The organism is Actinomyces oris (genome assembly GCF_001929375.1).
Taxonomy (GTDB): Bacteria; Actinomycetota; Actinomycetes; order Actinomycetales; family Actinomycetaceae; genus Actinomyces; species Actinomyces oris_B.
On sequence record NZ_MSGO01000005.1, the window covers coordinates 113,114 to 134,003 of the forward strand.

Below are 20,890 nucleotides of genomic sequence, written 5' to 3' on the forward strand. Positions count from 1 at the left end.
CATGGGATGGACTGGGACGGGCGGGGACGCCCTCAGCCTGACGGAACGCATCGAGGAGGGCCAGGGGGATCAATCCCCGCTCTGCCCGGTCCGGGCGGCCCAGGCGGCGGCCAGCATGTCCCGCTGCTCACCGAGCAGCTGGGGCACGGGCTTGGTGCGACCGATGATGGGCATGAAGTTCGCGTCCCCCTTCCAGCGCGGCACGACGTGCTGGTGGAGGTGAGCGGCGATCCCCGCACCGGCGACCTCGCCCTGGTTCATCCCCAGGTTGAATCCGTGGGGGCGGCTCACCGAGCGCACCACACTCATGGCCGTGGCGGTCAGCTCACCGATCTCCTGCCGCTCGGCCGCGGTGGCCTCGGTCCAGTCGGAGATGTGCCGATAGGGGCACACCAGCAGGTGACCGGTGTTGTACGGGTACAGGTTCATGATGACGTAGCTGGTCCGACCCCGGTGGACGATGAGGGCCTCCTCGTCACCGCGTTCCGGCCCGGTGCAGAACGGGCACTGTGCGGGGGTGTCGTCCGAGGGCTTGTTCTGCCCCCCGATGTAGACCATGCGGTGCGGGGTCCACAGACGCTGGAAGGCCTGCGGAGCGCCCTCGTGGTAGAAGGGCGCCTCCACCTCGACGTCGTCACCGACTCCGGGGGCGCTGATCGTCTCTCCAGTCGCTTCCTCAGTCACTGTGCAGCTTCTCCCCCGCAGGGTCGTTGATACGGGCGTCGATGACACTGACGATGTGGCTCACGGCCTCCTTGACGGGCACGCCGTTGGTCTGCTGGCCGTCGCGGAACCGGAAGGAGACGGCACCGGCCTCGGCGTCCTCTCCCCCGGCGATGAGGGTGAAGGGGATCTTGTCCTTGGAGGCGTTGCGGATCTTCTTGCCGAAGCGGTCGTCGGAGTGGTCCACCTCGACGCGCACCCCCTGGGCGCGCAGCTGGGCGGCGACGTCGTCGACGTAGGCGTCGAAGGCCTCGGCCACGGGGATGAGGCGGACCTGCACCGGGGAGAGCCAGGCGGGGAAGGCCCCCGCGTAGTGCTCGGTGAGCACCCCGATGAAGCGCTCCACGCTGCCCAGCTTGGCCGAGTGGATCATGATGGGGCGCTGGTGGGTGCCGTCGGCGGCCGTGTACTCCAGGTCGAAGCGCTCGGGCTGGTTGAAGTCGTACTGGATGGTGGACATCTGCCAGGTCCGGCCGATGGCGTCCTTGACCTGCACTGAGACCTTGGGGCCGTAGAAGGCGGCGCCGCCCGGGTCGGGAACGACCTCCAGCCCGGAGGCGTCACAGGCGTCCTGGAGTGCCTGCGTGGCGGCGGCCCAGTCGGAGTCGGAACCGATGAACTTGTCCTTCTTGGCGCCGTCCTCGTCTCGGGTGGACAGCTCGAGGTAGAAGTCGGTCAGCCCGAAGGCCTTGAGGATGGACAGGAAGAAGTCGATCTGGGCGCGGATCTCCTCACCGGCCTGCTCCGGGGTGCAGTAGGTGTGGGAGTCGTCCTGGGTGAAGCCGCGCATGCGGGTGAGCCCGTGGACGACGCCGGACTTCTCGTAGCGGTAGTCGTGGCCCATCTCGAAGAAGCGCAGCGGCAGCTCGCGGTAGGAGCGCCCGCGGGAGCGGAAGATGAGATTGTGCATCGGGCAGTTCATGGCCTTGAGGTAGTACTCCTGGCCTGCCTTGGTGATGTTGCCCTCGGCGTCGCGCTCCTCGTCGGCGAGCATGGGCGGGAACATGGTGTCGGCGTAGTAGGGCAGGTGGCCCGAGGTGTGGAAGAGCCCGCCCTTGGAGATCTCGGGGGTGTGGACGAAGTCGAAGCCGTAGTCCAGGTGACGGTCGACGACGTACTGCTCGATCTGGTGGCGCAGCATGGCGCCCTTGGGGTGGAAGACCACCAGGCCGGGGCCGATCTCCTCGGGGAAGGAGTAGAGGTCGAGCTCGGCGCCGAGCCTGCGGTGGTCGCGCTTGGCGGCCTCGGCCAGACGGGTCTGGTAGACCTTGAGCTCGTCCTTGGTGGCCCAGGCGGTGCCGTAGATGCGCTGGAGGGAGTCGCCGGACTGGTCGCCTTTCCAGTAGGCGGAGGAGGACTTGGTCAGCGCGAAGCCCTGCCCGATGAGGCGGGTCGAGGGCAGGTGCGGGCCGCGGCACAGGTCGGTCCAGGCGACGCTGCCGTCGCGTCGGACGTTGTCGTACATGGTCAGCCCCCCGGCGCCGACCTCGACCGAGGCGCCCTCGGCGCCCGCGCCCTTAGTGGTGATGAGCTCGAGCTTGTAGGGCTGGTCGGCCAGCTCCTCACGGCCCTCGGCCTCGGTGATGTCGCGGCGCACGAAGCGCTGCCCCTCCTTGACGATCCGCTTCATGCGCTTCTCGATCTCGCGCAGCATCTCGGGGGTGACGGCGTCGATGGCTCCGAAGTCGTAGTAGAAGCCGTCCGTGATGAAGGGGCCGATACCGAGGTTGACGTCCGGGAACATCTCCTGGACGGCCTGGGCCATGACGTGGGTGGCGCTGTGGCGCAGGATGTTGAGTCCGTCCTCACTGGACAGGGCGATCGGCTCGACGACGGCACCGGCCGGGACCTGGCGCTCCAGGTCCCAGGGCTCGCCGTTGACGCGCATGGCGACGACGCCGTCCTTCTTGACGGCGTCCTGCAGGAGGAGCGCCCCCGTGCTGCCCGCCTCAATGGTGCAGGGCGCACCGTCGAGGGTGATCTCAATCATGGGCTGGTCTGACACGGGCTCGTCTCCTCCACTGAATCGGTGCGGGGCGCTGTACTGGTGCACCCCGGCTCGGCCGCGAGTCTACGTCGTGGTCGGGCGGGCTCAGTCCTCCCGTGAGCCACGCCGCGCGCGCAGTGCGTCACGCAGACGCTTGGCGGTGGACATCCCGGAGTAGATGACGCGGGAGACCGGGACGTCCCAGGCCCCGTCCACCTCGGTGACGTGCTGGGCGTAGCGCTTCTTGTACTGGCCCACCGTGTAGAGCGAGGGGACGCGGGTGGAGCCGGCGCCCATGAGATCGAGGCCTCGGTAGCCCTCCTGGGCCAGGGTGCAGGCGGCCCACCAGTCCAGGGCCTCGGCCCCACGGAAGGTGCGCGACTCGTTGGAGGAGGCGCCGTAGTAGGCCACGGCGTCCTTGCCTGAGGTGAGGATGAGGTCCCAGGCGTGGGGCACGCCGTCCTTGCGCAGGACGAACAGGCGGGCGTTGCCCTCCCCCAGGGACGTCAGCATGGTCCAGTAGACCTCGGCGTCGTGGGGCTTGAAGCCGTCGCGCTCGGCGGTCTCGCGCAGGACCTCGTAGACCCGGTCGAACTCCTCGCGGCTCAGGCCGGTCTCGTCGCTGATGGTGCAGCCGGCCTCCCGGGCCACGCGCTCGGCGCGCTTGACCGCGCGGCGCCCGTCCTTGGGCATGACCGCGGCCATCTTCTCCGGTGTCTTGGGCACCAGGTCGATGACGTAGGTGCGGTCGTAGGTGATGGTGGACAGCAGCTCGCGCAGGTCGGTGTCGCGGTAGCGGGCGTGCATGCGGATGAAGCGCACCGAGCGGCTGCGCTCCTTGACCACGGAACGCAGCAGGCGGCGCAGGTGGGCCTCGCGCTCGGGCGACTGCTCCTTGAGCCAGACCGGGCCGTGCTTGGCCCACAGGAAGGTCTGACCGCCCATCTCGTAGCGGTACAGGGCGATGGCGGCCACGGGCTTGCCCTCGTCCTCATAGAGGTAGCGGCCCCACAGGGGGCGGCCCATGGCCTCCTCGAAGCGCTCCCAGGCCTCGGTCTGCTCAACCGGGAAGGGGCTGTTGCCCACGGCCAGGCGCATCTCGCGCCCGTCGACCCGCCGCAGGGTCTCGGAGCGGTCCGGAGTGGAGTGCACCGGCTCGGGGTGCGTGGGCCGAGGCGCCTTGGGCTTGTCAGCCTTGGAGGCCTTGGTGGCCTTGGCAGGCTTGTCGGCCGTGTCGACCTTCTGCTCGGGCTGCTCGGGCTCTCCGGCCTGGTGCCCCTTCTCCTTGGGTTGAGTCGTCTGAGCCTTCTCGGGGGTCGGTGCGCCGACCTCGACCTTGGCGTCAGTCGCCGAGTCAGTCGCGGAATCAGTCGTGGTGTCGGGAGTGGTGCTGTCGGGCATGTTCTCGTTCTCGGGCATTCAGCGGGACCTGTCGACTCGTTGCGGATAGTTGCGGGCGAACTTGCGGTAGTGGTTGAGGCGCTGGAGCTCGATCGTCACGCGACGGCGAAGCGAGCGCTCGGCCGGGTCGCGCAGCGGGTCGACGCCCCGTCCCAGGCCCTTGGCCTTGCGGCGCAGCGCCTCATCGGACACGTAGCGTGCGATGACGCCGTCGGGGACCAGGGAGTAGAGGACCTGCCGGGTGACCTCGATGGGCTCGTCGCGCTGGTCCAGGACCAGGTCCTTGAGCATGACGGCCATGGGGTTGGCGCCGGCGGCGGTCAGGTAGAAGGAGTTGCGGCCGATGCGGGGGTTGACCTCGAAGAAGAACTCTCGCCCGTCGCGGGGGTCGACCTTGATGTCGAGGTTGGCGAAGCCCCGGTAGCCGGCGTGACGCAGCAGGCGGCCGGTGGCCTCCCACAGGTCGGGGAAGGCCTCGGTGATCATGGCCACCGGGTTGCCGATCATGGTGGGCGCGTGGTCCTGCAGCAGGACGCGCGCCGAGCCGATGAGGCGCAGCTGGCCGGTGGAGTCCATGTAGGCGGTCACCGAGCGCATGGCGGTGTCGTCACCGGGGATGCACTCCTGAACCAGGAAGGTGGAGCGGTAGCCTGCCTCCTTCAGGCTCCTCCACATGCCGGCCAGCTCGGCGGCGTCGTCGATGAACCAGATCTTGCGCTTGCCGGGGAAGGAGATGCGGTCGTAGTCGGCGCCGATGGCCGCCTTGGCCACGAGCGGGAACTCCATGCCGAGCTCGCTGGCGCTGGTCGGCGGCTCGCAGTCGGGGTCGGCCAGGTCGACGACGACCTCCCGGGGCGTGAGTACCCCCACCTCGGCGCACAGACGGGAGAAGGAGGCCTTGTCGCTGACGGCGTCGAGCACGTCGATGTCCGGGAAGGGCAGGACGTAGGTGGGTTCGAGCTCGCTGCGGTGGGCGGAGATCATGGCGGCCGCGGCGTCGGTGTTGGCCATGAGCACGGCGCTGCGGGGCCCTCTGCCCCGGGTCAGCCTCCGCAGCAGCGCGATGGTCCGCTCCGGCGGGGCCCCGGCCTCCTGGTGGACCACGGTGATGTAGACCGACTCGGAGATCGCGACGATCGGATCCGAGGCCACGACCGTCACCGAAGTGCCGGTGACCTCGTGAAGCTGCCGTGCCAGGGCGTAGGCGCCGATATCGCCGCCGAGGACCACGGGCAGCAGGTGCCTGAAGCGTTGCGTCATAACCATCCGTTTCTTGCCGCAGGGACCAACTCCTCCCCAGATGGTAGAGCACGCCGGGACGCCCCGTTCCCGGCCGCTCCAGGAACGTCACGATCCGGACACGGGACCTCCCCCGAACCCCACCGCCCCACACCCGTAATCCAGCAGGATTCCAGGCGATTGTCCGCAACTCGACGACGGTGTCGCGGTCTGTCGGTGACACATGCCACCCGGCCGGCAACCACCGCCCCGCGGAACGACGGGAGCCCGGAGCACTGGGCTCCGGGCTCGATTCAATCGTCGGACTCTGGTGGGCGATACTGGGATCGAACCAGTGACCTCTTCCGTGTCAGGGAAGCGCGCTCCCGCTGCGCCAATCGCCCGAGCGGATGACGGGACTCGAACCCGCGACCCTCACCTTGGCAAGGTGATGCTCTACCAACTGAGCCACATCCGCGTGACACCCTTGTGGGGTGCGGGAAGAAAGTTAGCAGAGGTGTCCCTCGGAGGCAAAACGTACCCGAGCCCGTGTCCTCATGAGGTGTCTCACGTCCCGCCGACCCGCCTCGATCACCGGGCAGCGCCCGGGGACTTCTCAGGAGACGCTCCGACGTGACATGTCTTTCTCCTACTCTCCTGCCTTCGCACCTCAGTCGTGGCAGGGTAGTCCCCATGACCACGCCGACGACACCAACGCCTCAGGCCGCACAGGAACCTCAGGAAGTCCCCCAGCGCCAGATCTGGCCGGGCTACCCCTACCCACTCGGGGCGACCTACGACGGCTCGGGAACGAACTTCGCCCTCTACTCCTCGGCCGCCAGCGGTGTCGACCTGTGCCTGTTCGACGGCGAGGGCCGTGAGGAGCGGGTGGCGCTCAAGGAGGTCGACGGCGACGTCTGGCACGCCTACCTGCCCGGGATCTCGCCGGGCCAGAAGTACGGCTACCGGGTGGCGGGCCCTTACGACCCGGCCTCCGGTCACCGCTGCGACCCCTCCAAGCTGCTGCTGGACCCCTACGCCAAGGCGATCTCCGGCGAGGTGACCCCGTCCCAGACGCTGTACTCCTACTCCTTCGACAACCCGGAGGTGCGCAACGAGGAGGACTCGGCGGGCCACACGATGCGCTCGGTGGTCATCAACCCCTACTTCGACTGGGGCCACGACCGCCCCCCGGGCCACGAGTACCACGAGACGATCATCTACGAGGCCCACGTCAAGGGCATGACCCAGCTGCACCCGCTGGTTCCCGAGAGCCTGCGGGGCACCTACGCCGGTCTGGCCCAGCCCGCCGTTATCGACCACCTCAAGAACCTGGGTGTCACGGCCATCGAGCTCATGCCGGTCCACCAGTTCGTCAACGACACCCATCTGCAGGAGAAGGGTCTGTCGAACTACTGGGGCTACAACACGATCGGGTTCTTCGCCCCGCACAACACCTACGCCGCCTACGGCACCGAGGGCGAGCAGGTCCAGGAGTTCAAGTCCATGGTCAAGGCCTTCCACGAGGCCGGCATCGAGGTCATCCTGGACGTGGTCTACAACCACACGGCCGAGGGCAACCACCTGGGCCCCACCCTGTCCTTCCGCGGCATCGACAACAGCTCCTACTACCGGCTCGTCGACGGCTCGGCCAGCCACTACTTCGACACCACCGGCACCGGCAACTCGCTGCTCATGCGCTCGCCGGCGGTCCTCCAGCTCATCATGGACTCGCTGCGCTACTGGGTCACCGAGATGCACGTCGACGGGTTCCGCTTCGACCTGGCCTCCACCCTGGCCCGCCAGTTCCATGAGGTGGACAAGCTCAGCGCCTTCTTCGACATCATCCACCAGGATCCGGTGCTCTCCCAGGTCAAGCTCATCGCCGAGCCGTGGGACGTGGGCGACGGCGGCTACAACGTGGGCGGCTTCCCGGCCCTGTGGAGCGAGTGGAACGGGCAGTACCGCGACACCGTGCGCGACTTCTGGCGTGGGGAGCCCTCCACCCTGGGTGAGTTCGCCTCCCGCATCACCGGCTCCTCCGACCTCTACCAGCACGCCGGACGCACCCCTGTGGCCAGCATCAACTTCGTCACCGCCCATGACGGCTTCACGATGCGTGACCTGGTCTCCTACAACGAGAAGCACAATGAGGCCAACCTCGAGGGCAACGCCGACGGTAGCAACAACAACCGGTCCTGGAACTGCGGCGCCGAGGGGCCCACCGACGATCCGACGATCATCGAGCTGCGTCAGCGCCAGATCCGCAACTTCCTGGCCACTGTCCTGTTCAGTCAGGGCGTGCCCATGATCTGCCACGGCGATGAGCTGGGGCGCACCCAGGGGGGCAACAACAACGCCTACTGCCAGGACAACGAGATCTGCTGGGTCAACTGGGACCTCAGTGAGCAGGACAAAGACCTGCTGGAGTTCACCCGCACCATGATGTGGCTGCGTCGCGACCACCCGGTGCTGCGGCGTCGGCGCTTCTTCACCGGGGACGCCGGCCACGGCGGGGAGAGCGAGCTCGGCGAGATCGAGTGGCTCACTCCGGCCGGTGAGTCCATGACCGAACAGGACTGGACCACCTGGTACGCCCGGGCCATGATGGTCTTCCTCAACGGGGAGGCGATCGCCGAGCCCGATGAGCGGGGTCAGAGGATCGTGGACGACTCCTTCCTCGTGCTCATCAACGCCTCCAACGAGGACATCACCTTCACCCTCCCCGGCGAGGGCTACGCCCCCACCTGGAAGGTCGCGCTGGACACGGCTCCCGCGGTGGACGGGGACTCCGACCCGGTTCTCGCCGCTGACGACACCGTCGTGGTCGAGGCCCGCTCCATGCTCTTCCTCATCGACGCCCCCGACTCCGACGCCACCACGGAGCGGCACCCGAGGTAGGGGCTCTCCGCGGCCCTGCGGCGCGCAAGCGGACACATCATCCATCAGCAGCACCACCCGACGCAGACCAGACGAGCTTCAGGAAGTGACATGACCGACGCAGTGGACGCAGCAGTGGAGAGGGCCGGTTCAGCGGATTCTGCGGAGACACCCGCCTACGCGCCCTGGTCGGGGCACGTGCCGGCTCCGGAGCACCGCACGCCGGTGACCACCTACCGCCTCCAGCTCGGTGAGGACCTCACCTTCGCCGACGCCAAGGCCCTGGTCCCCTACCTGGCCGACCTGGGAGTCACCGACCTCTACCTCTCCCCGATCCTCACCGCCGCGCCGGGCTCCACCCACGGCTATGACGTCGTCGATCACCGCAGGGTCTCGGCCGTCATGGGCGGAAGGGAGCAGCTCGAGGCCCTGGCCGCCGAGGCCGACGCCCACGGGATGGGCGTCGTGGTGGACATCGTTCCCAACCACATGGCCGTGCCCACCCCCGGCTGGCACAACCTGCCCCTGTGGTCGGTGCTGCGCGAGGGGCCGGACTCCCCCTACGCCGACTGGTTCGACCTCTCCCTGGACGAGCCCATCCTCATGCCGGTCCTGGGCAAGCGCATCGGCGCCGTCCTGGCCGACGATGAGCTCACCCTGGAGCAGATGGTGGTTCCGGGTCAGGAGGACCTGGGCGAGCAGTGGGTCCTGCGCTACTACGACCACGCCTTCCCCGTCGCCCAGGGCACCGAGTCGCTGCCGATGCACGTCCTCGTCGAGCGCCAGCACTACCGCCTGGCCTACTGGAAGGTCGGCGACGAGGAGATCAACTATCGGCGATTCTTCGACGTCGGCACCCTGGCCGCGATCCGGGTCGAGGAGCCCGACGTCTTCGCCGGAAGCCACGGCCTCATCCTCAAGCTCATGAGAGACGGGGTCATCAGCGCCCTACGAGTCGACCATCCCGACGGCCTGGCCAACCCCGGTGGCTACCTCACCCAGCTGGCCGAGGCCACTGGCGGGGCGTGGATCGCCGCGGAGAAGATCCTGGCGCCCGGCGAGTCCCTGCCCACCTCCTGGCCGGTGGCCGGGACTACCGGCTACGACGCCGCCTGGCGGATCGACCAGCTCCAGGTGGACCCTGCCGGCGCGGCCCGCCTGGGCGCCCTCATGCAGGAGCTCACCGGGGACGCGCCGGTGGACTACCACCGCATCGTCGAGGAGGCCAAGCGCGAGGTCATCGCCGGCTCACTGGCCTCGGAGGTCGACCGTCTGGCCCGTATCCTGGACTCCCTGACCTCACAGGACGTGCGACTGCGCGACCACACCCTGCGTGACCTGCGGGCCTGCGTCGTCGAGCTGCTCGTGGCCGCTGACCAGTACCGGGTCTATGTCGTTCCCGGCACGCCCCCCGGCCCGGAGACGGCCGCCGTCCTCCAGGCCGACGCCGAACGGGCCCGCCAGCGCCTCGAACCGGACCAGGGAGAGACCCTCGACCTCGTGGTCGCCATCCTCCTGGGTGAGCCCGTCGGCTCCGAGGGCCTGTCGGAGTCCCCCGAGCGTGCCGAGGCCGTCATCCGCTTCCAGCAGGTGTGCGGGGCCGTCACCGCCAAGGGCGTGGAGGACACGGCCTTCTACCGTTGGACCCACCTGACCAGTCTCACCGAGGTCGGCGGCAACCCGGCCGGCTTCGCGCTGAGTGCCGACGAGGCCCACGCCTGGGCCGACCGGGTCCAGAACACCTGGCCCGACACGATGGTCACCTCCACCACCCACGACACCAAGCGCGGTGAGGACGTGCGCGCCCGCCTGGACGTGCTGGCCTCCTACGCCGAGGAGTGGAGCGACCTCATCCACCGGCTGCGCGCCATGACCGCGCAGGCCCGCCCCCTGGACCTCGACGGACGCAGCGAGAACCTGCTGTGGCAGACCCTGTGGGGAACCTGGGCGCCCGACAGCGACGACCCCATGACCCCCGAGCGGCTGAGCGCCTACCTCATCAAGGCCTCCCGGGAGCAGAAGATCTGGACCACCTGGACCGCCCCGGACCTGGCTCGGGAGCAGGCCCTGACCGACTACGCCACCCATCTGCTCACCAGCGAGGAGGTCTGCGACGAGCTCGAGGCCTTCGCGACCCTGACGGCCAGGTCCGTGCGCACCGCGATCCTCGCCGGCAAGGCTCTGGCCCTGACCTGGATGGGCGTGAGCGACATCTATCAGGGCAGCGAGACCACCCGCACCTCACTGGTGGACCCCGACAACCGCCGCACGGTCGACTACACCGGGCCCTCGGGCCTCATCAGCGCTCTGGAGCGCCTCGACTCCGGAGCCGCACCGCGCAGCCTCGATGAGGACAAGCTCTTCCTCACCTCGCGCCTGGCGCGCCTGCGCGCCTGCCGCCCCCACACCTTCGTCGGTCCCCGCTCGGGCTACCGCACGATACCGGTGACCACCTCCTTCGCCTTCGCCTACACCCGTCTGCTCGACGAGGTCCCCGACGTCGTCGTCATCGCCAGGCGCCTGTCCCGGCGGCTCGAGCAGCTGGGCGGATGGCGCGAGGAGAGCATCGTGCTGCCGGAGGGGACCTGGGAGCACGTCCTGCGCAGCGGCAGCGTGGAGGGAGGCAGCCGGCCTCTGGCCGAGGTGGTCGGGGACGATCCCGTCGTCGTCCTGGCCAGGGTCGTCTCCCCCGACTCCGAGACCGACTCCGCCCACAGCACCGAGGGGACCGCCCGATGAGCCCGGCGGCCCCCCGGACCTGGAGCTCCCCGGCCCTGCCCGTGGGCCCCCGCGTGCCCGTGTGGGCCCCCGCGGCGAAAAGGGTCGAGCTGCACCTGCCCGGCGATGAGAGGCTGGATGACCGGCTGGTCGACATGGTCCCGGCCCCGGACGGCTGGTGGACCGCTCCCTTCGACCTGGAGCCGGGCACCGACTACGCCTTCCGCGTCGACGGCTCCCCCGACCGCCCAGACCCCCGCAGCGCCCTCCAGCCCCACGGCGTCCACGGCCCCTCACGAACCGTGGACCCGACCGCCTGGCGCTGGACCGACCAGGACTGGACGGGTAAGGACCTGCTCGGCTCGGTCATCTACGAGCTTCACGTGGGCACCTTCACCCCCGAGGGCACCCTGGACGGCGCCATCTCCCGGCTGAGCCACCTCGCTGAGCTGGGCGTCGACATCGTTGAGCTCATGCCGCTGGCCGCCTTCCCCGGCAGAGCCGGCTGGGGCTACGACGGAGTGGGCCTGTGGGCCGTCCACGAGGCCTACGGGGGCCCCGAGGCCCTCATGCGCTTCGTCGACGCCGCCCACCGCGCAGGCATCGGCGTGTGCCTCGACGTCGTCTACAACCACCTGGGCCCATCGGGCAACTACCTCAGCGTCTTCGGGCCCTACTTCACCCCCGCCCATCACACGCCCTGGGGCGAGGCAGTCAACTACGACCACGACGGCAGCCATCAGGTACGCGCCTTCGTCATCGACTCGGCCCTGCGCTGGCTGCGCGACTTCCACATCGATGCCCTGCGCCTGGACGCCATCCACGAGATCAAGGACGACGCCGAGGCCGCCGACCCGCCGCAGGCGCACGTCCTGGCCGAGCTCTCCGACGCCGTGGCCTCCCTGTCCGCCGAGCTGGACCGCCCCCTGAGCCTCGTGGCCGAGGCCGACCTCAACGACGTCGGGGTCATCACCCCCACCGACCAGGAGCCCCCCGCCACGGCACCCAGCCTGGGTATGACCGCCCAATGGGCCGACGACGTCCACCACGCCCTGCACGCACGGCTCACCGGGGAGGATCAGGGCTACTACGGAGACTTCGCCGAGCCCGGTGCGTGGACCAAGGCCTACGGCGGCGCCTTCCTTCACAACGGCACCTGGTCCACCTTCCGGGACCGGGTCTGGGGCGCCCCCGTGCCCGAGGACACCGACCCCAGACGCTTCGTCGTCTTCGGCTCCGACCACGACCAGGTCGGCAACCGGGCCGTCGGGGACCGGCCCTCGGCCGGCCTCGATGATGCCGCCCTGGCCGCCACTGCAGCCCTGGTGCTCCTGTCCCCCTACACGCCCATGCTCTTCATGGGCGAGGAGTGGGGAACCCGCACTCCCTTCCAGTTCTTCACCGACCACGAGGAAGAGGACCTGGCCCGCAGCGTCAGCGAGGGGCGCATACGGGAGTTCGCCGGCTTCGGCTGGGACGCCGACGAGATCCCCGACCCCCAGGACTCCGGAACTATCGAGGCCTCGCGCCTGGACTGGTCGGAGCTGGAGGAGACCGAGCACGCCCGCATGCTGTCCTGGTACCGGTCACTGACCGCCCTGCGTCGCGAGCTGGGATGGTCCCAGCGCACCGCGTGGCCGCAGGTCGATGAGATCGACGACGTCGTCACCGTGACCTACGAGGACATCGTCGTCGTCACCAACGTCTCGGGCCGGCAAAGGCCCACTCCCGAACTGAGCGAGGTGATCCTGTCCTGGGACCCGGTCGGCTCCGACCCGTCCTGTCTGTCTGCTGGGCAGACGCTCGTCGCCCGACGCTGACGGGCCCCACCAGGTGGTATCCCGGCCGACCGGATGTCACCGCACCGGAGGCGACCATTGCACATCCGCTCAGAAAGGCAGGCACCTTGTTGACACAATGCACCCCTCTGTGCGGCGTGGCTTCATGGGCCCGCTGCGGTGGCGCACTAGCGTGGCATCCGTGACTGTCAACGGTAGGCCGCGTCAGAACGAGGCAGGTGGCATCCCCGAACGATTCGAGGAAGCGCTCCTGTCCCTTCGTGACGCGCCCCGCCCCCGAGGGCTCCTCATGGAGGAGGTGCCCGCCCCCAAGAAGCTGGCCCCCTACTCCGCCGCCCTGAGCGCCGAGACCATTGAGACAGTCGGCACCACCCCCGTGGCCACCGGACGCTTCGTCGTCCTCCACGCCCCCGACGGCCAGGAGGCCTGGAACGGAGACTTCCGCATCGTGGTCCAGGTGCGCGCCCGCATCGACGACGAGATCGGCATGGACCCCGTCTTCGAGTCCGCGGCCTGGAGCTGGCTCACCGACGGCCTGGAGGACTCCCGCGCCGGGTACCACGCGCTGGTCGGAACCGTCACCAGGGTCCTGTCCGAGACCTTCGGCGGACTCACCCTCACCGACTCCTGCGCACACGCCGAAATCCGGGCGTCCTGGTCCCCCACGACCCCTCAGCTCGGCCCCCACCTCACCGCCTGGCACGAGCTGCTGCTGGTCGCCTCCGGCCATGAACCAGCCGCAGTCCACCCCCTCACCCTCGCCGGAGCCGGAAGGTGACGCCCCGTCGCACCGGCGTGCCCCGCCCAACCGCTTCCTCAGCCGTGCCCCGCCCAGCCGCCCTCCCCGGGACGACGGACCATCCCATCAACCCGCACGACATCGTCGACTACCCCCACCCAAAGGACGGTCTCCCCGAGATCACCGCGACCCCCACCCAGCTGAGCCGAGCCGCTCAGCTCCTCGCGGGCGGCCAGGGCCCCGTCGCCGTTGACGCCGAACGAGCCTCCGGCTTCCGCTACGGGCAGGACGCCTACCTCATCCAGCTGCGCCGAGACGGCGCCGGCACCCTGCTCATCGACCCGGTCACCACCGGCCCCCTGACCGAGCTGGCCACAGCCCTCGACGGACCCGAGTGGATCCTCCACGCCGCCGACCAGGACATCCCCTGCCTGACCGAGCTCGGCCTGAGAGCCGCCTCCCTGTTCGACACCGTGCTGGCAGCCCGCCTCCTGGGCCGCCAGCACGTCGGGCTGGGCGCCGTCATCGCGGAGACCCTGGGACTGCGCCTGGCCAAGGACCACGCGGCAGCGGACTGGTCCACCAGGCCCCTGCCCACCTCCTGGCTCATATACGCCGCCCTCGACGTCGAGCTGCTCATCGACCTGCGCGGCGCCCTGGCCACCGAGCTCGAGGCAGCCGGCAAGGACCAGTGGGCCGCCCAGGAGTTCGAGCACGTGCGCACCAAACCGGCCAGACCGGCCAAGGTCGACCCGTGGCGCAAGACCCCACGAGCAGGAAGCGCCGTGCGCTCCCCCCGCTCACTGGCCATCCTGCGCGAGCTGTGGAACTCGCGCGAGCAGCTGGCCGCGGAGCTCGACCGTACCCCCTCCAAGGTCCTGTCCCACCAGGCACTCGTCGCCGCCGCCGTCGCCCGGCCCCGCTCACGACGCAAGATGAGCGCCCTCAAGGAGTTCTCCTCCCGCCAGGCCCGCCAGAACCAGGAACGCTGGTGGAGAGCCATCGAACACGCCCTGGAGCTGCCCGACGACGAGCTTCCCCCCACCCGGGCGCCACTGGCGCCCGGCGAGCTCCCCCACCCGCGCACGTGGCAGCGCCACCACGCCGCGGCCGCCGAGATGCTCACCAACGTACGCGGGGCCGTCAGGCAGCACGCCGAGGAGATCCGCGTGCCCCAGGAGCTCCTTCTGAGCCCCGAGTGCCAACGTCATCTGGCCTGGGACCTCGGCGAGGAGATCGAGGCCGGACGGACCAGCAGGATCACTGCTCAGGAGATCGGTGAGCGCCTGGCCGCCATGGGGGCCAGGCCCTGGCAGATCGAGCAGGCCGCCCCCGCCCTTGCCACAGCCCTGAGCTGAACGACCACGAAGCGCATACGGCAGTGCGCCGCCCACCGTGAGGTGGACGGCGCACGACGGGAGTCTCGCCACGAGCTCGGCTCGACAGAGCAGTGGCCTCCGCGGGCCTCAGTGAACCTCGAAGCCGTAGGAGCGGAAGATCGCGCGAGTGGACTCCACCAGCTCCGGCTCAGGAGGCCTGGTGTCGCGCAGCTGGTACGTCAGTCCCAGAGCGTCCCACTTGTCGGCGCCCATCTGGTGGAAGGGCAGCACCTCGACACGGCTGACCGAGCCCCAGCGCTCGATTATCCGGGCGACATTGTGGACGTTCTCAGGGTCGTCCGTCAGGTCTGGAACCAGCACGAACCGGGCCCAGATCTCGATCCCCTTGGCCGCCAGACGGTCACCGAAGGTAATGGTCGGGGCCAGGGACCGCCCCGTCACCTTCTTGTAGGTCTCCTCGTCGCCGCTCTTGACGTCGAGCAGGACCAGGTCGATGTCATCGAGCATCTCATCGCTGGCATTGGCCCCCAGGAACCCTGAGGTGTCGATGCAGGTGTGGATACCCATCTTCTTGGCGCCGGCCAGGAGCTTGCCCGCGAAGGCCGGCTGCATGAGGACCTCACCGCCCGACAGCGTGATCCCGCCCTTGGACGCGCGGAACACCCCCCGGTAGCGGCGCATGCGGCGGAGAAGCTCCGATGCCTCCACCGGCTCCCCGTCCTTCATGAGGAAGGTGTCGGGATTGTGGCAGTACTGGCACCGCAGGGGACATCCGTTGAGGAAGACCGTCATCCGGGTACCGGGACCGTCCACCGCGGTCACGAGCTCCCAGGAGTGGATCGAGCCCAGCTCACCATCGCGCATCCGGGCCAGGCGCTCCGAGCGCTGAAGGTCCGTCAGCTCCTCGAGCCCGCCGATACCCGCCCCGCGCAAGCGGGCGGCCGGGGCCAGGAAGTCCTGGTCCCGACCGCCGTCGCGCACGGTCGTCGTGGTCTGCGTCATGACCGCTCGCCGTGCTCCAGGGCTCAGGCCTGGGCGTGGAAGGTGCGGTGGAGAACGTCAAGCTGCTGCTCGCGAGTCAGCTTGACGAAGTTGACGGCGTAGCCGGAGACACGAACAGTGAGGTTCGGGTAGTTCTCCGGGTGCTCCATCGCGTCCTCGAGGGTGTTGCGGTCCAGGACGTTGATGTTGGCGTGGTACAGGCCCTTGACGCCGCCGTTGTCCTGACGCTGCGCCTTCATGGAGGCGAGGCGCTCTTCGTACGTGGCCATGGTGGCCCCTTTCTGAGGTGATGTTACCGATGTGTGAGAAATTGCTGCGGTGCGATCGGCCGGTGAGCGACTCGATCAGATCTCGGCGCAGTCGTCGGGGACGAAGCCGGCGTCGAGAATGCCCACGAGGTTGGCGACGCGCTCGTCGAGAGTGCGGCCCAGTCCCTGCGGGGTGATCGTGTTGGTCAGCGAGATGCCGTCGAGGGCGTCGTTGTAGTCGAGCTTGCCGACGCTGAGCATCGAGGCGACCATGCCGTGGGTGTCCATCCCGTTCTCCGGGTTGGCTCCGGGCGAGAAGGGGGTGCCCTTCCGGTGCCCCGAGGGGAAGGAGCCGGTCGCCTTGCCGTAGACCACGTTGGAGGTGATCGTCAGCACCGACTGCGTCGGGATGGCGTCCCGGTAGAAGGGCTGGGCCTTGATCTTCGACATGATCGTGTGGACCACCGTGGCCGCGATGTCGTCAGCGCGGTCGTCGTCGTTGCCGTAGATCGGGAAGTCGCCCTCGGTGACGTAGTCGATCACCAGGCCGGTCTCGTCGCGAACCGGGGTGACCTTGGCGTACTTGATGGCGCTCAGGGAGTCGGCCACGATCGACAGACCGGCGATGCCGCAGCCCATGGTGCGCACGATCTCGGAGTCGTGCAGCGCCATCTCGATGGACTCGTAGGCATAGCGGTCGTGGCAGTAGTGGATGATGTTGAGGGCCTCGACGTAGGTGGCCACCACCCAGTCGAGCATCTTCTCGTACTTGTCCCAGACCTCGTCGAAGTCGAGGGGGCCGTCGCCCTCGATGCCGGGCAGACCGGTGACGACCTGCTTACCGGTCATCTCGTCGCGGCCGCCGTTGATGGCGTAGAGCAGGGCCTTGGCGGAGTTGACGCGGGCGCCGAAGAACTGCATCTGCTTGCCCACGCGCATCGGGGACACGCAGCAGGCGATCGCGGCGTCGTCGCCCCAGTGCTCACGGATCTGCTCGTCGGCCTCGTACTGGATGGAGGAGGTCGTGATCGAGATGAGGGCGCAGAAGTCCTTGTAGCCCTGCGGCAGGTTCTCGTCCCAGAAGATCGTGATGTTCGGCTCCGGGGCCGGACCGAGGTTGCGCAGGGTCTGCAGCAGACGGAAGGAGGTCTTGGTGACCAGGGCACGACCGTCCTCGCCGAAGCCGGCGTCCGACCAGGTGGCCCAGTAGGGGTCGCCGGAGAAGATCTGGTCGTAGTCGATGGTGCGCAGGAAACGGGTGATGCGCAGCTTCATGACGATGTTGTCGATGAGCTCCTGGGCGCGGGTCTCGTCGATGACCCCGTTGCGCAGGTCGCGCTCGAAGTAGATGTCCAGGAAGCCGGAGAGGCGGCCGATGCTCATGGCGGCGCCGTCCTGGGACTTCACGGAGGCCAGGTAGGCGAAGTAGGTCCACTGGACCGCCTCGTGGGCGTTCTTGGCCGGGCCGGAGATGTCGTAGCCGTAGGAGGCGGCCATGACCTTGAGCTTCTTGAGCGCCTTGATCTGCTCGGAGTGCTCCTCGCGGTAGCGGGCCCAGTGCTCGGAGAAGGGCTCGTCGGCCACGGCGTCCTTGGCCTTCTGCTTCTCCTCGATGAGGAAGTCGACGCCGTAGAGCGCCACACGGCGGTAGTCACCGATGATGCGGCCACGGCCGTAGGCGTCGGGCAGGCCGGTGATGATGTGGCTCGAGCGCGCCGCGCGGATGCGCGGGGTGTAGATGTCGAAGACCGCGTCGTTGTGGGTCTTCCGGTAGCGGGTGAAGATCTTCTTGACCTCGGGGTCGACCTCCTTGCCCGCCTCCTTGATGGCGGTCTCCACCATGCGCCAGCCACCGTTGGGCATCATGGCGCGGCGCAGCGGGGAGTCCGTCTGCAGACCAACGACGACGTCGTCGTCCTCGCTGATGTAACCAGCAGGGAACGCGTCGATGTCGGCGGGGGTGTGGGTATCGACGTCGAGGATGCGGACCTTGCGCTCCTCGGAGAGGTAGTTCTTCTCCAGGGTGTCCCACAGGCGCAGGGTCTTGTCGGTGGCACCGGCGAGGAACGAGGCGTCACCGTCGTAGGGGGTGTAGTTGCGCTGGATGAAGTCGCGGACGTCAATGTCCTCGGTCCACGGTCCGGTGACGAAGCCCTCCCAGGCGTCATTGCCGCTCGCCGTGGTGGCAGATGTTGTGACCTCAGTGGTCATCCGTGCCCTCCTCATGTGGGTGACCGGAGAGCCACCCGGTTGTGATCGCCCTTGTGAGGCGAGGCGGCACATCGGCGCGCCGTCGGTCTCAGACTAGGACTCATAGGTTGCCTTGTGGGCCACTGGTCCCAAGAAGAGTCGGTTAGATGACTCACAGGCCGATCAACACCATCGCAATCCAGGACATAAGTCCTCATATCGACCCCCTGGAAGGAAGGGCATCCCCAGCCGACAACCCCGTCCGGCCTTCGGCAACGGAGACGATTGGAGCCACGTTCTGCGCACGTCGTCCGACCGGGACGATTAGGACAGGTGTCCCAGCGGCACCTGGCCCACCGACCGGGAACCGGGGCCGAGACGCCGCCTCCGCTGCCCTACTCGGCCCCAAGGTCCTGGTCGGTGCGGGCGCCTGCGACGCCGTCGGCCGCCCTCCGGGCCGCCTGGACGATATCGACCGCGCGCATGCCGAAGTCCTCCATCAGCTGAGCACGGGTGGCCGTGTCGACGAACTGGCGGGGAATGCCGATGCGACGGAAGACCGGCGAGCCTCCTGTACCGCCGTGGGCGGCCTGGTGCTCCTCGAGCGCGTCACGCAGCTGGGAACCGATACCGCCGTCGATCAGCCCGTCCTCGACCACGACGACGACCTCGGCGTTGGCAGCGGCCGCCACGAGAGGCGCCGGGGTCGGGATGACCCAGTGCGGATGCACCACAGTGACGGCACGGCCCTCCTGCTCAAGGATCCGGCCCGCCTCATAGGCCTCGGCGGCCATGGCGCCCACCCCCACCAGCAGGATCCGCGCGGCGCCGGCCGGTTGCTGACTCTCGAGAAGAACATCGACGACGTCGAAGGCGCTCGCGGACGGCGACATGTCCTTCTGCGCAGGCTCCTGGCCGCGTCCCGGCTCATCCCGTTCCGAGTCGAGGCGGCGCACCACCGTGAGCGGCGCAGGCAGCGCGCCCTTGGGGTAGCGCACGACGGTGGGCGCATCGTCAGTGCTCACGGCCCTGCGCAGGCTCTCGCGCAGCGTCGCCTCATCGCGGGGGGCTGCCAGGCGCAGGCCCGGAACGTGCGCCAGCAGCGCCATGTCCCACATGCCGTTGTGGCTGGCCCCGTCGGTTCCCGTGATTCCGGCCCGGTCCAGGACGATCGTCACTCCCGCCCGGTGCAGGGCGACGTCCATGAGCACCTGGTCGAAGGCGCGGTTGAGGAAGGTCGCGTAGAGGGCCACCACCGGGTGCATGCCGGCGAAGGCGAGCCCGGCGGAGAAGGTCAGTGCGTGCTGCTCGGCGATCCCGACGTCGATGACCCGCGTAGGCATCGCATCGGCCATGGGCTGGAGACCCACCGGGGCCTGCATGGCGGCGGTGACCCCGACGATCCGGTCATCTCCGCTCGCCAGGGAGACGATCTCCTCGGCGAAGACGGAGGTCCAGCCGAAACGCTCGGCCACCACCGGCAGCCCGGTCTCGGGATGAATCCGCCCCACGGCGTGGAAGCGGTCGGGGACGTGCTCCTCGGCCGGGGTGTAGCCCCGTCCCTTCTCGGTGATGACGTGGACGATGACCGGTTCGGCGTACTCGCGGGCGCGGGTGAGGGCGAACTCGACGGCCGTGATGTCGTGGCCATCGACCGGTCCGGTGTACTTGATCCCCAGGTCCTCGAAGAAGGCCGAGGGGACGAGGACGTCCTTGAGCCCTCGTTTGAGGCCGTGGAGGGCGTCGAAGGCGGCTCGGCCGGGGGCGCCCTGCGACAGGAGCGTCCGCTTGACCCCGGACAGGACGCGCTCGTAGCCGGGATTGGTGCGCAGTGCGTCGAGGTGGTGGGCCAGCCCCCCGATGGTGGGGGCGTAGGAGCGGCCGTTGTCGTTGACGACGATGACCAGGTGGCGATCCGAGGAGTCGGCGATGTTGTCCAGGGCCTCCCAGGCCATCCCCCCGGTCATGGCCCCGTCCCCGATGACGGCGACGACATGGCGCTCGTCGTGGCCCTGCAGGTGGTTGGCCCGGGCGATGCCGTCGGCCCAGGACAGGGAGGTGGAGGCGTGGGAATTCTCCACGACGTCGTGGACGGACTCGGCCCGCGAGGGGTAGCCGGACAGGCCGCCCCGCTCCCGCAGATGGGTGAAGTCCTGACGGCCGGTGAGCAGCTTGTGGACGTAGGCCTGGTGGCCGGTGTCGAACACGATGGTGTCCCGCGGTGAGCGGAAGGTCCGGTGCAGCGCGATCGTCAGCTCGACGACACCGAGGTTGGGGCCGAGGTGTCCACCGGTGCGCGCCACTGAGGCGACGAGATGCTGGCGGATCTCGGAGGCGAGCGCCACCAGCTGCTCGCTGGTGAGCCGATCGAGGTCGGCGGGCTTGCGCACACGGGGCAGAAGCGCCTTGCCGGTCCGTCCGGTGGGCCCTCCAGGGCGCTCAGCAGCTGCTGGCACGGTGCGCCTCCTTGTCGAAGGTGGTGACGAGTCGTTCGTGTCGCTCATGAGTGAGCCGGCGGGTCGCCGAAGCGGCACTCGGGACAGGGTAGCCGTTGACACGGAGGAGGAGTCTCCTGAGGATGCCCCGCCTCCGGGCACGGTGACCGCATGGCTGCCCGGACCGACGCTCCTGAGCGGTCCAAGGGT

Annotated in this window: 13 protein-coding genes and 2 tRNA genes; 5 read left to right on the plus strand and 10 right to left on the minus strand. The window is 69.0% G+C overall.

Features of this window, described 5'->3' with window-relative positions:
• Positions 1-69: 69 nt before the first annotated feature.
• The 6 genes from BKH32_RS01065 to BKH32_RS01095 form a co-directional block, all read right to left on the minus strand.
• Positions 70-684: an HIT family protein gene (locus tag BKH32_RS01065; RefSeq protein WP_075248231.1), complete on the minus strand. Its 615-nt coding sequence runs from the start codon at positions 682-684 to the stop codon at positions 70-72.
• Positions 677-2,728, minus strand: a complete 2,052-nt coding sequence (thrS, locus tag BKH32_RS01070) for a threonine--tRNA ligase (RefSeq protein ID WP_143222641.1) — start codon at positions 2,726-2,728, stop codon at positions 677-679. Before thrS ends, BKH32_RS01065 begins: the two co-directional genes overlap by 8 nt.
• Positions 2,729-2,815: 87 nt before the next feature.
• On the minus strand, positions 2,816-4,129 hold the full coding sequence (locus BKH32_RS01075; RefSeq protein ID WP_075248232.1) for a lipid II:glycine glycyltransferase FemX: 1,314 nt from the start codon (positions 4,127-4,129) through the stop codon (positions 2,816-2,818).
• Complete coding sequence (locus BKH32_RS01080) at positions 4,130-5,371, minus strand: carboxylate--amine ligase (protein ID WP_081376644.1); 1,242 nt, start codon at positions 5,369-5,371, stop codon at positions 4,130-4,132.
• Between the two features lie 287 nt (positions 5,372-5,658).
• Positions 5,659-5,733, minus strand: a tRNA-Val gene (locus BKH32_RS01090).
• A 1-nt stretch (position 5,734) separates the two neighbouring features.
• A tRNA-Gly gene (locus BKH32_RS01095) sits at positions 5,735-5,807 on the minus strand.
• A gap of 215 nt (positions 5,808-6,022) precedes the next feature.
• On the opposite strand from BKH32_RS01095, the gene glgX reads away from it, so the two are divergent.
• The 5 genes from glgX to BKH32_RS01120 all read left to right on the plus strand — a co-directional run bounded on the left by glgX (position 6,023) and on the right by BKH32_RS01120 (position 14,823).
• Positions 6,023-8,230: a glycogen debranching protein GlgX gene (glgX, locus tag BKH32_RS01100; RefSeq protein WP_075248234.1), complete on the plus strand. Its 2,208-nt coding sequence runs from the start codon at positions 6,023-6,025 to the stop codon at positions 8,228-8,230.
• 90 nt (positions 8,231-8,320) lie between these two features.
• Positions 8,321-10,948, plus strand: coding sequence for a malto-oligosyltrehalose synthase (gene treY / locus BKH32_RS01105; RefSeq protein WP_075248235.1), 2,628 nt, complete (start codon positions 8,321-8,323; stop codon positions 10,946-10,948).
• Positions 10,945-12,747, plus strand: coding sequence for a malto-oligosyltrehalose trehalohydrolase (gene treZ, locus BKH32_RS01110; RefSeq protein WP_075248236.1), 1,803 nt, complete (start codon positions 10,945-10,947; stop codon positions 12,745-12,747). The genes treY and treZ overlap by 4 nt, the downstream gene beginning before the upstream one ends.
• Before the next feature lie 151 nt (positions 12,748-12,898).
• Positions 12,899-13,504: a DUF3000 domain-containing protein gene (locus tag BKH32_RS01115; RefSeq protein ID WP_430383778.1), complete on the plus strand. Its 606-nt coding sequence runs from the start codon at positions 12,899-12,901 to the stop codon at positions 13,502-13,504.
• Between the two features lie 44 nt (positions 13,505-13,548).
• On the plus strand, positions 13,549-14,823 hold the full coding sequence (locus BKH32_RS01120; protein WP_178384523.1) for an HRDC domain-containing protein: 1,275 nt from the start codon (positions 13,549-13,551) through the stop codon (positions 14,821-14,823).
• 108 nt (positions 14,824-14,931) lie between these two features.
• Here BKH32_RS01120 and pflA read toward each other — a convergent pair whose 3' ends face one another.
• The 4 genes from pflA to dxs all read right to left on the minus strand — a co-directional run bounded on the left by pflA (position 14,932) and on the right by dxs (position 20,701).
• A complete protein-coding gene (gene pflA / locus BKH32_RS01125) occupies positions 14,932-15,807 on the minus strand; it encodes a pyruvate formate-lyase-activating protein (RefSeq protein ID WP_075248237.1) in 876 nt (291 codons plus the stop codon).
• A 23-nt stretch (positions 15,808-15,830) separates the two neighbouring features.
• Positions 15,831-16,076, minus strand: coding sequence for an autonomous glycyl radical cofactor GrcA2 (grcA2, locus tag BKH32_RS01130; RefSeq protein ID WP_003785767.1), 246 nt, complete (start codon positions 16,074-16,076; stop codon positions 15,831-15,833).
• Positions 16,077-16,151: 75 nt separating this feature from the next.
• Complete coding sequence (gene pflB / locus BKH32_RS01135; RefSeq protein ID WP_075248238.1) at positions 16,152-18,266, minus strand: formate C-acetyltransferase; 2,115 nt, start codon at positions 18,264-18,266, stop codon at positions 16,152-16,154.
• Between the two features lie 374 nt (positions 18,267-18,640).
• Positions 18,641-20,701, minus strand: coding sequence for a 1-deoxy-D-xylulose-5-phosphate synthase (dxs, locus tag BKH32_RS01140; protein ID WP_075248239.1), 2,061 nt, complete (start codon positions 20,699-20,701; stop codon positions 18,641-18,643).
• Positions 20,702-20,890 lie beyond the last annotated feature (189 nt).

Excerpts from the sequence above, each read along its gene's own strand:
- pflA (WP_075248237.1), bottom strand. The coding sequence starts at position 15,807 with ATGACGCAGACCACGACGACCGTGCGCGACGGCGGTCGGGACCAGGAC.
- pflB (WP_075248238.1), bottom strand. The coding sequence starts at position 18,266 with ATGACCACTGAGGTCACAACATCTGCCACCACGGCGAGCGGCAATGAC.
- BKH32_RS01080 (WP_081376644.1), bottom strand. The coding sequence starts at position 5,371 with ATGACGCAACGCTTCAGGCACCTGCTGCCCGTGGTCCTCGGCGGCGAT.
- glgX (WP_075248234.1), top strand. The coding sequence starts at position 6,023 with ATGACCACGCCGACGACACCAACGCCTCAGGCCGCACAGGAACCTCAG.
- treZ (WP_075248236.1), top strand. The coding sequence starts at position 10,945 with ATGAGCCCGGCGGCCCCCCGGACCTGGAGCTCCCCGGCCCTGCCCGTG.
- BKH32_RS01075 (WP_075248232.1), bottom strand. The coding sequence starts at position 4,129 with ATGCCCGAGAACGAGAACATGCCCGACAGCACCACTCCCGACACCACG.
- treY (WP_075248235.1), top strand. The coding sequence starts at position 8,321 with ATGACCGACGCAGTGGACGCAGCAGTGGAGAGGGCCGGTTCAGCGGAT.
- grcA2 (WP_003785767.1), bottom strand. The coding sequence starts at position 16,076 with ATGGCCACGTACGAAGAGCGCCTCGCCTCCATGAAGGCGCAGCGTCAG.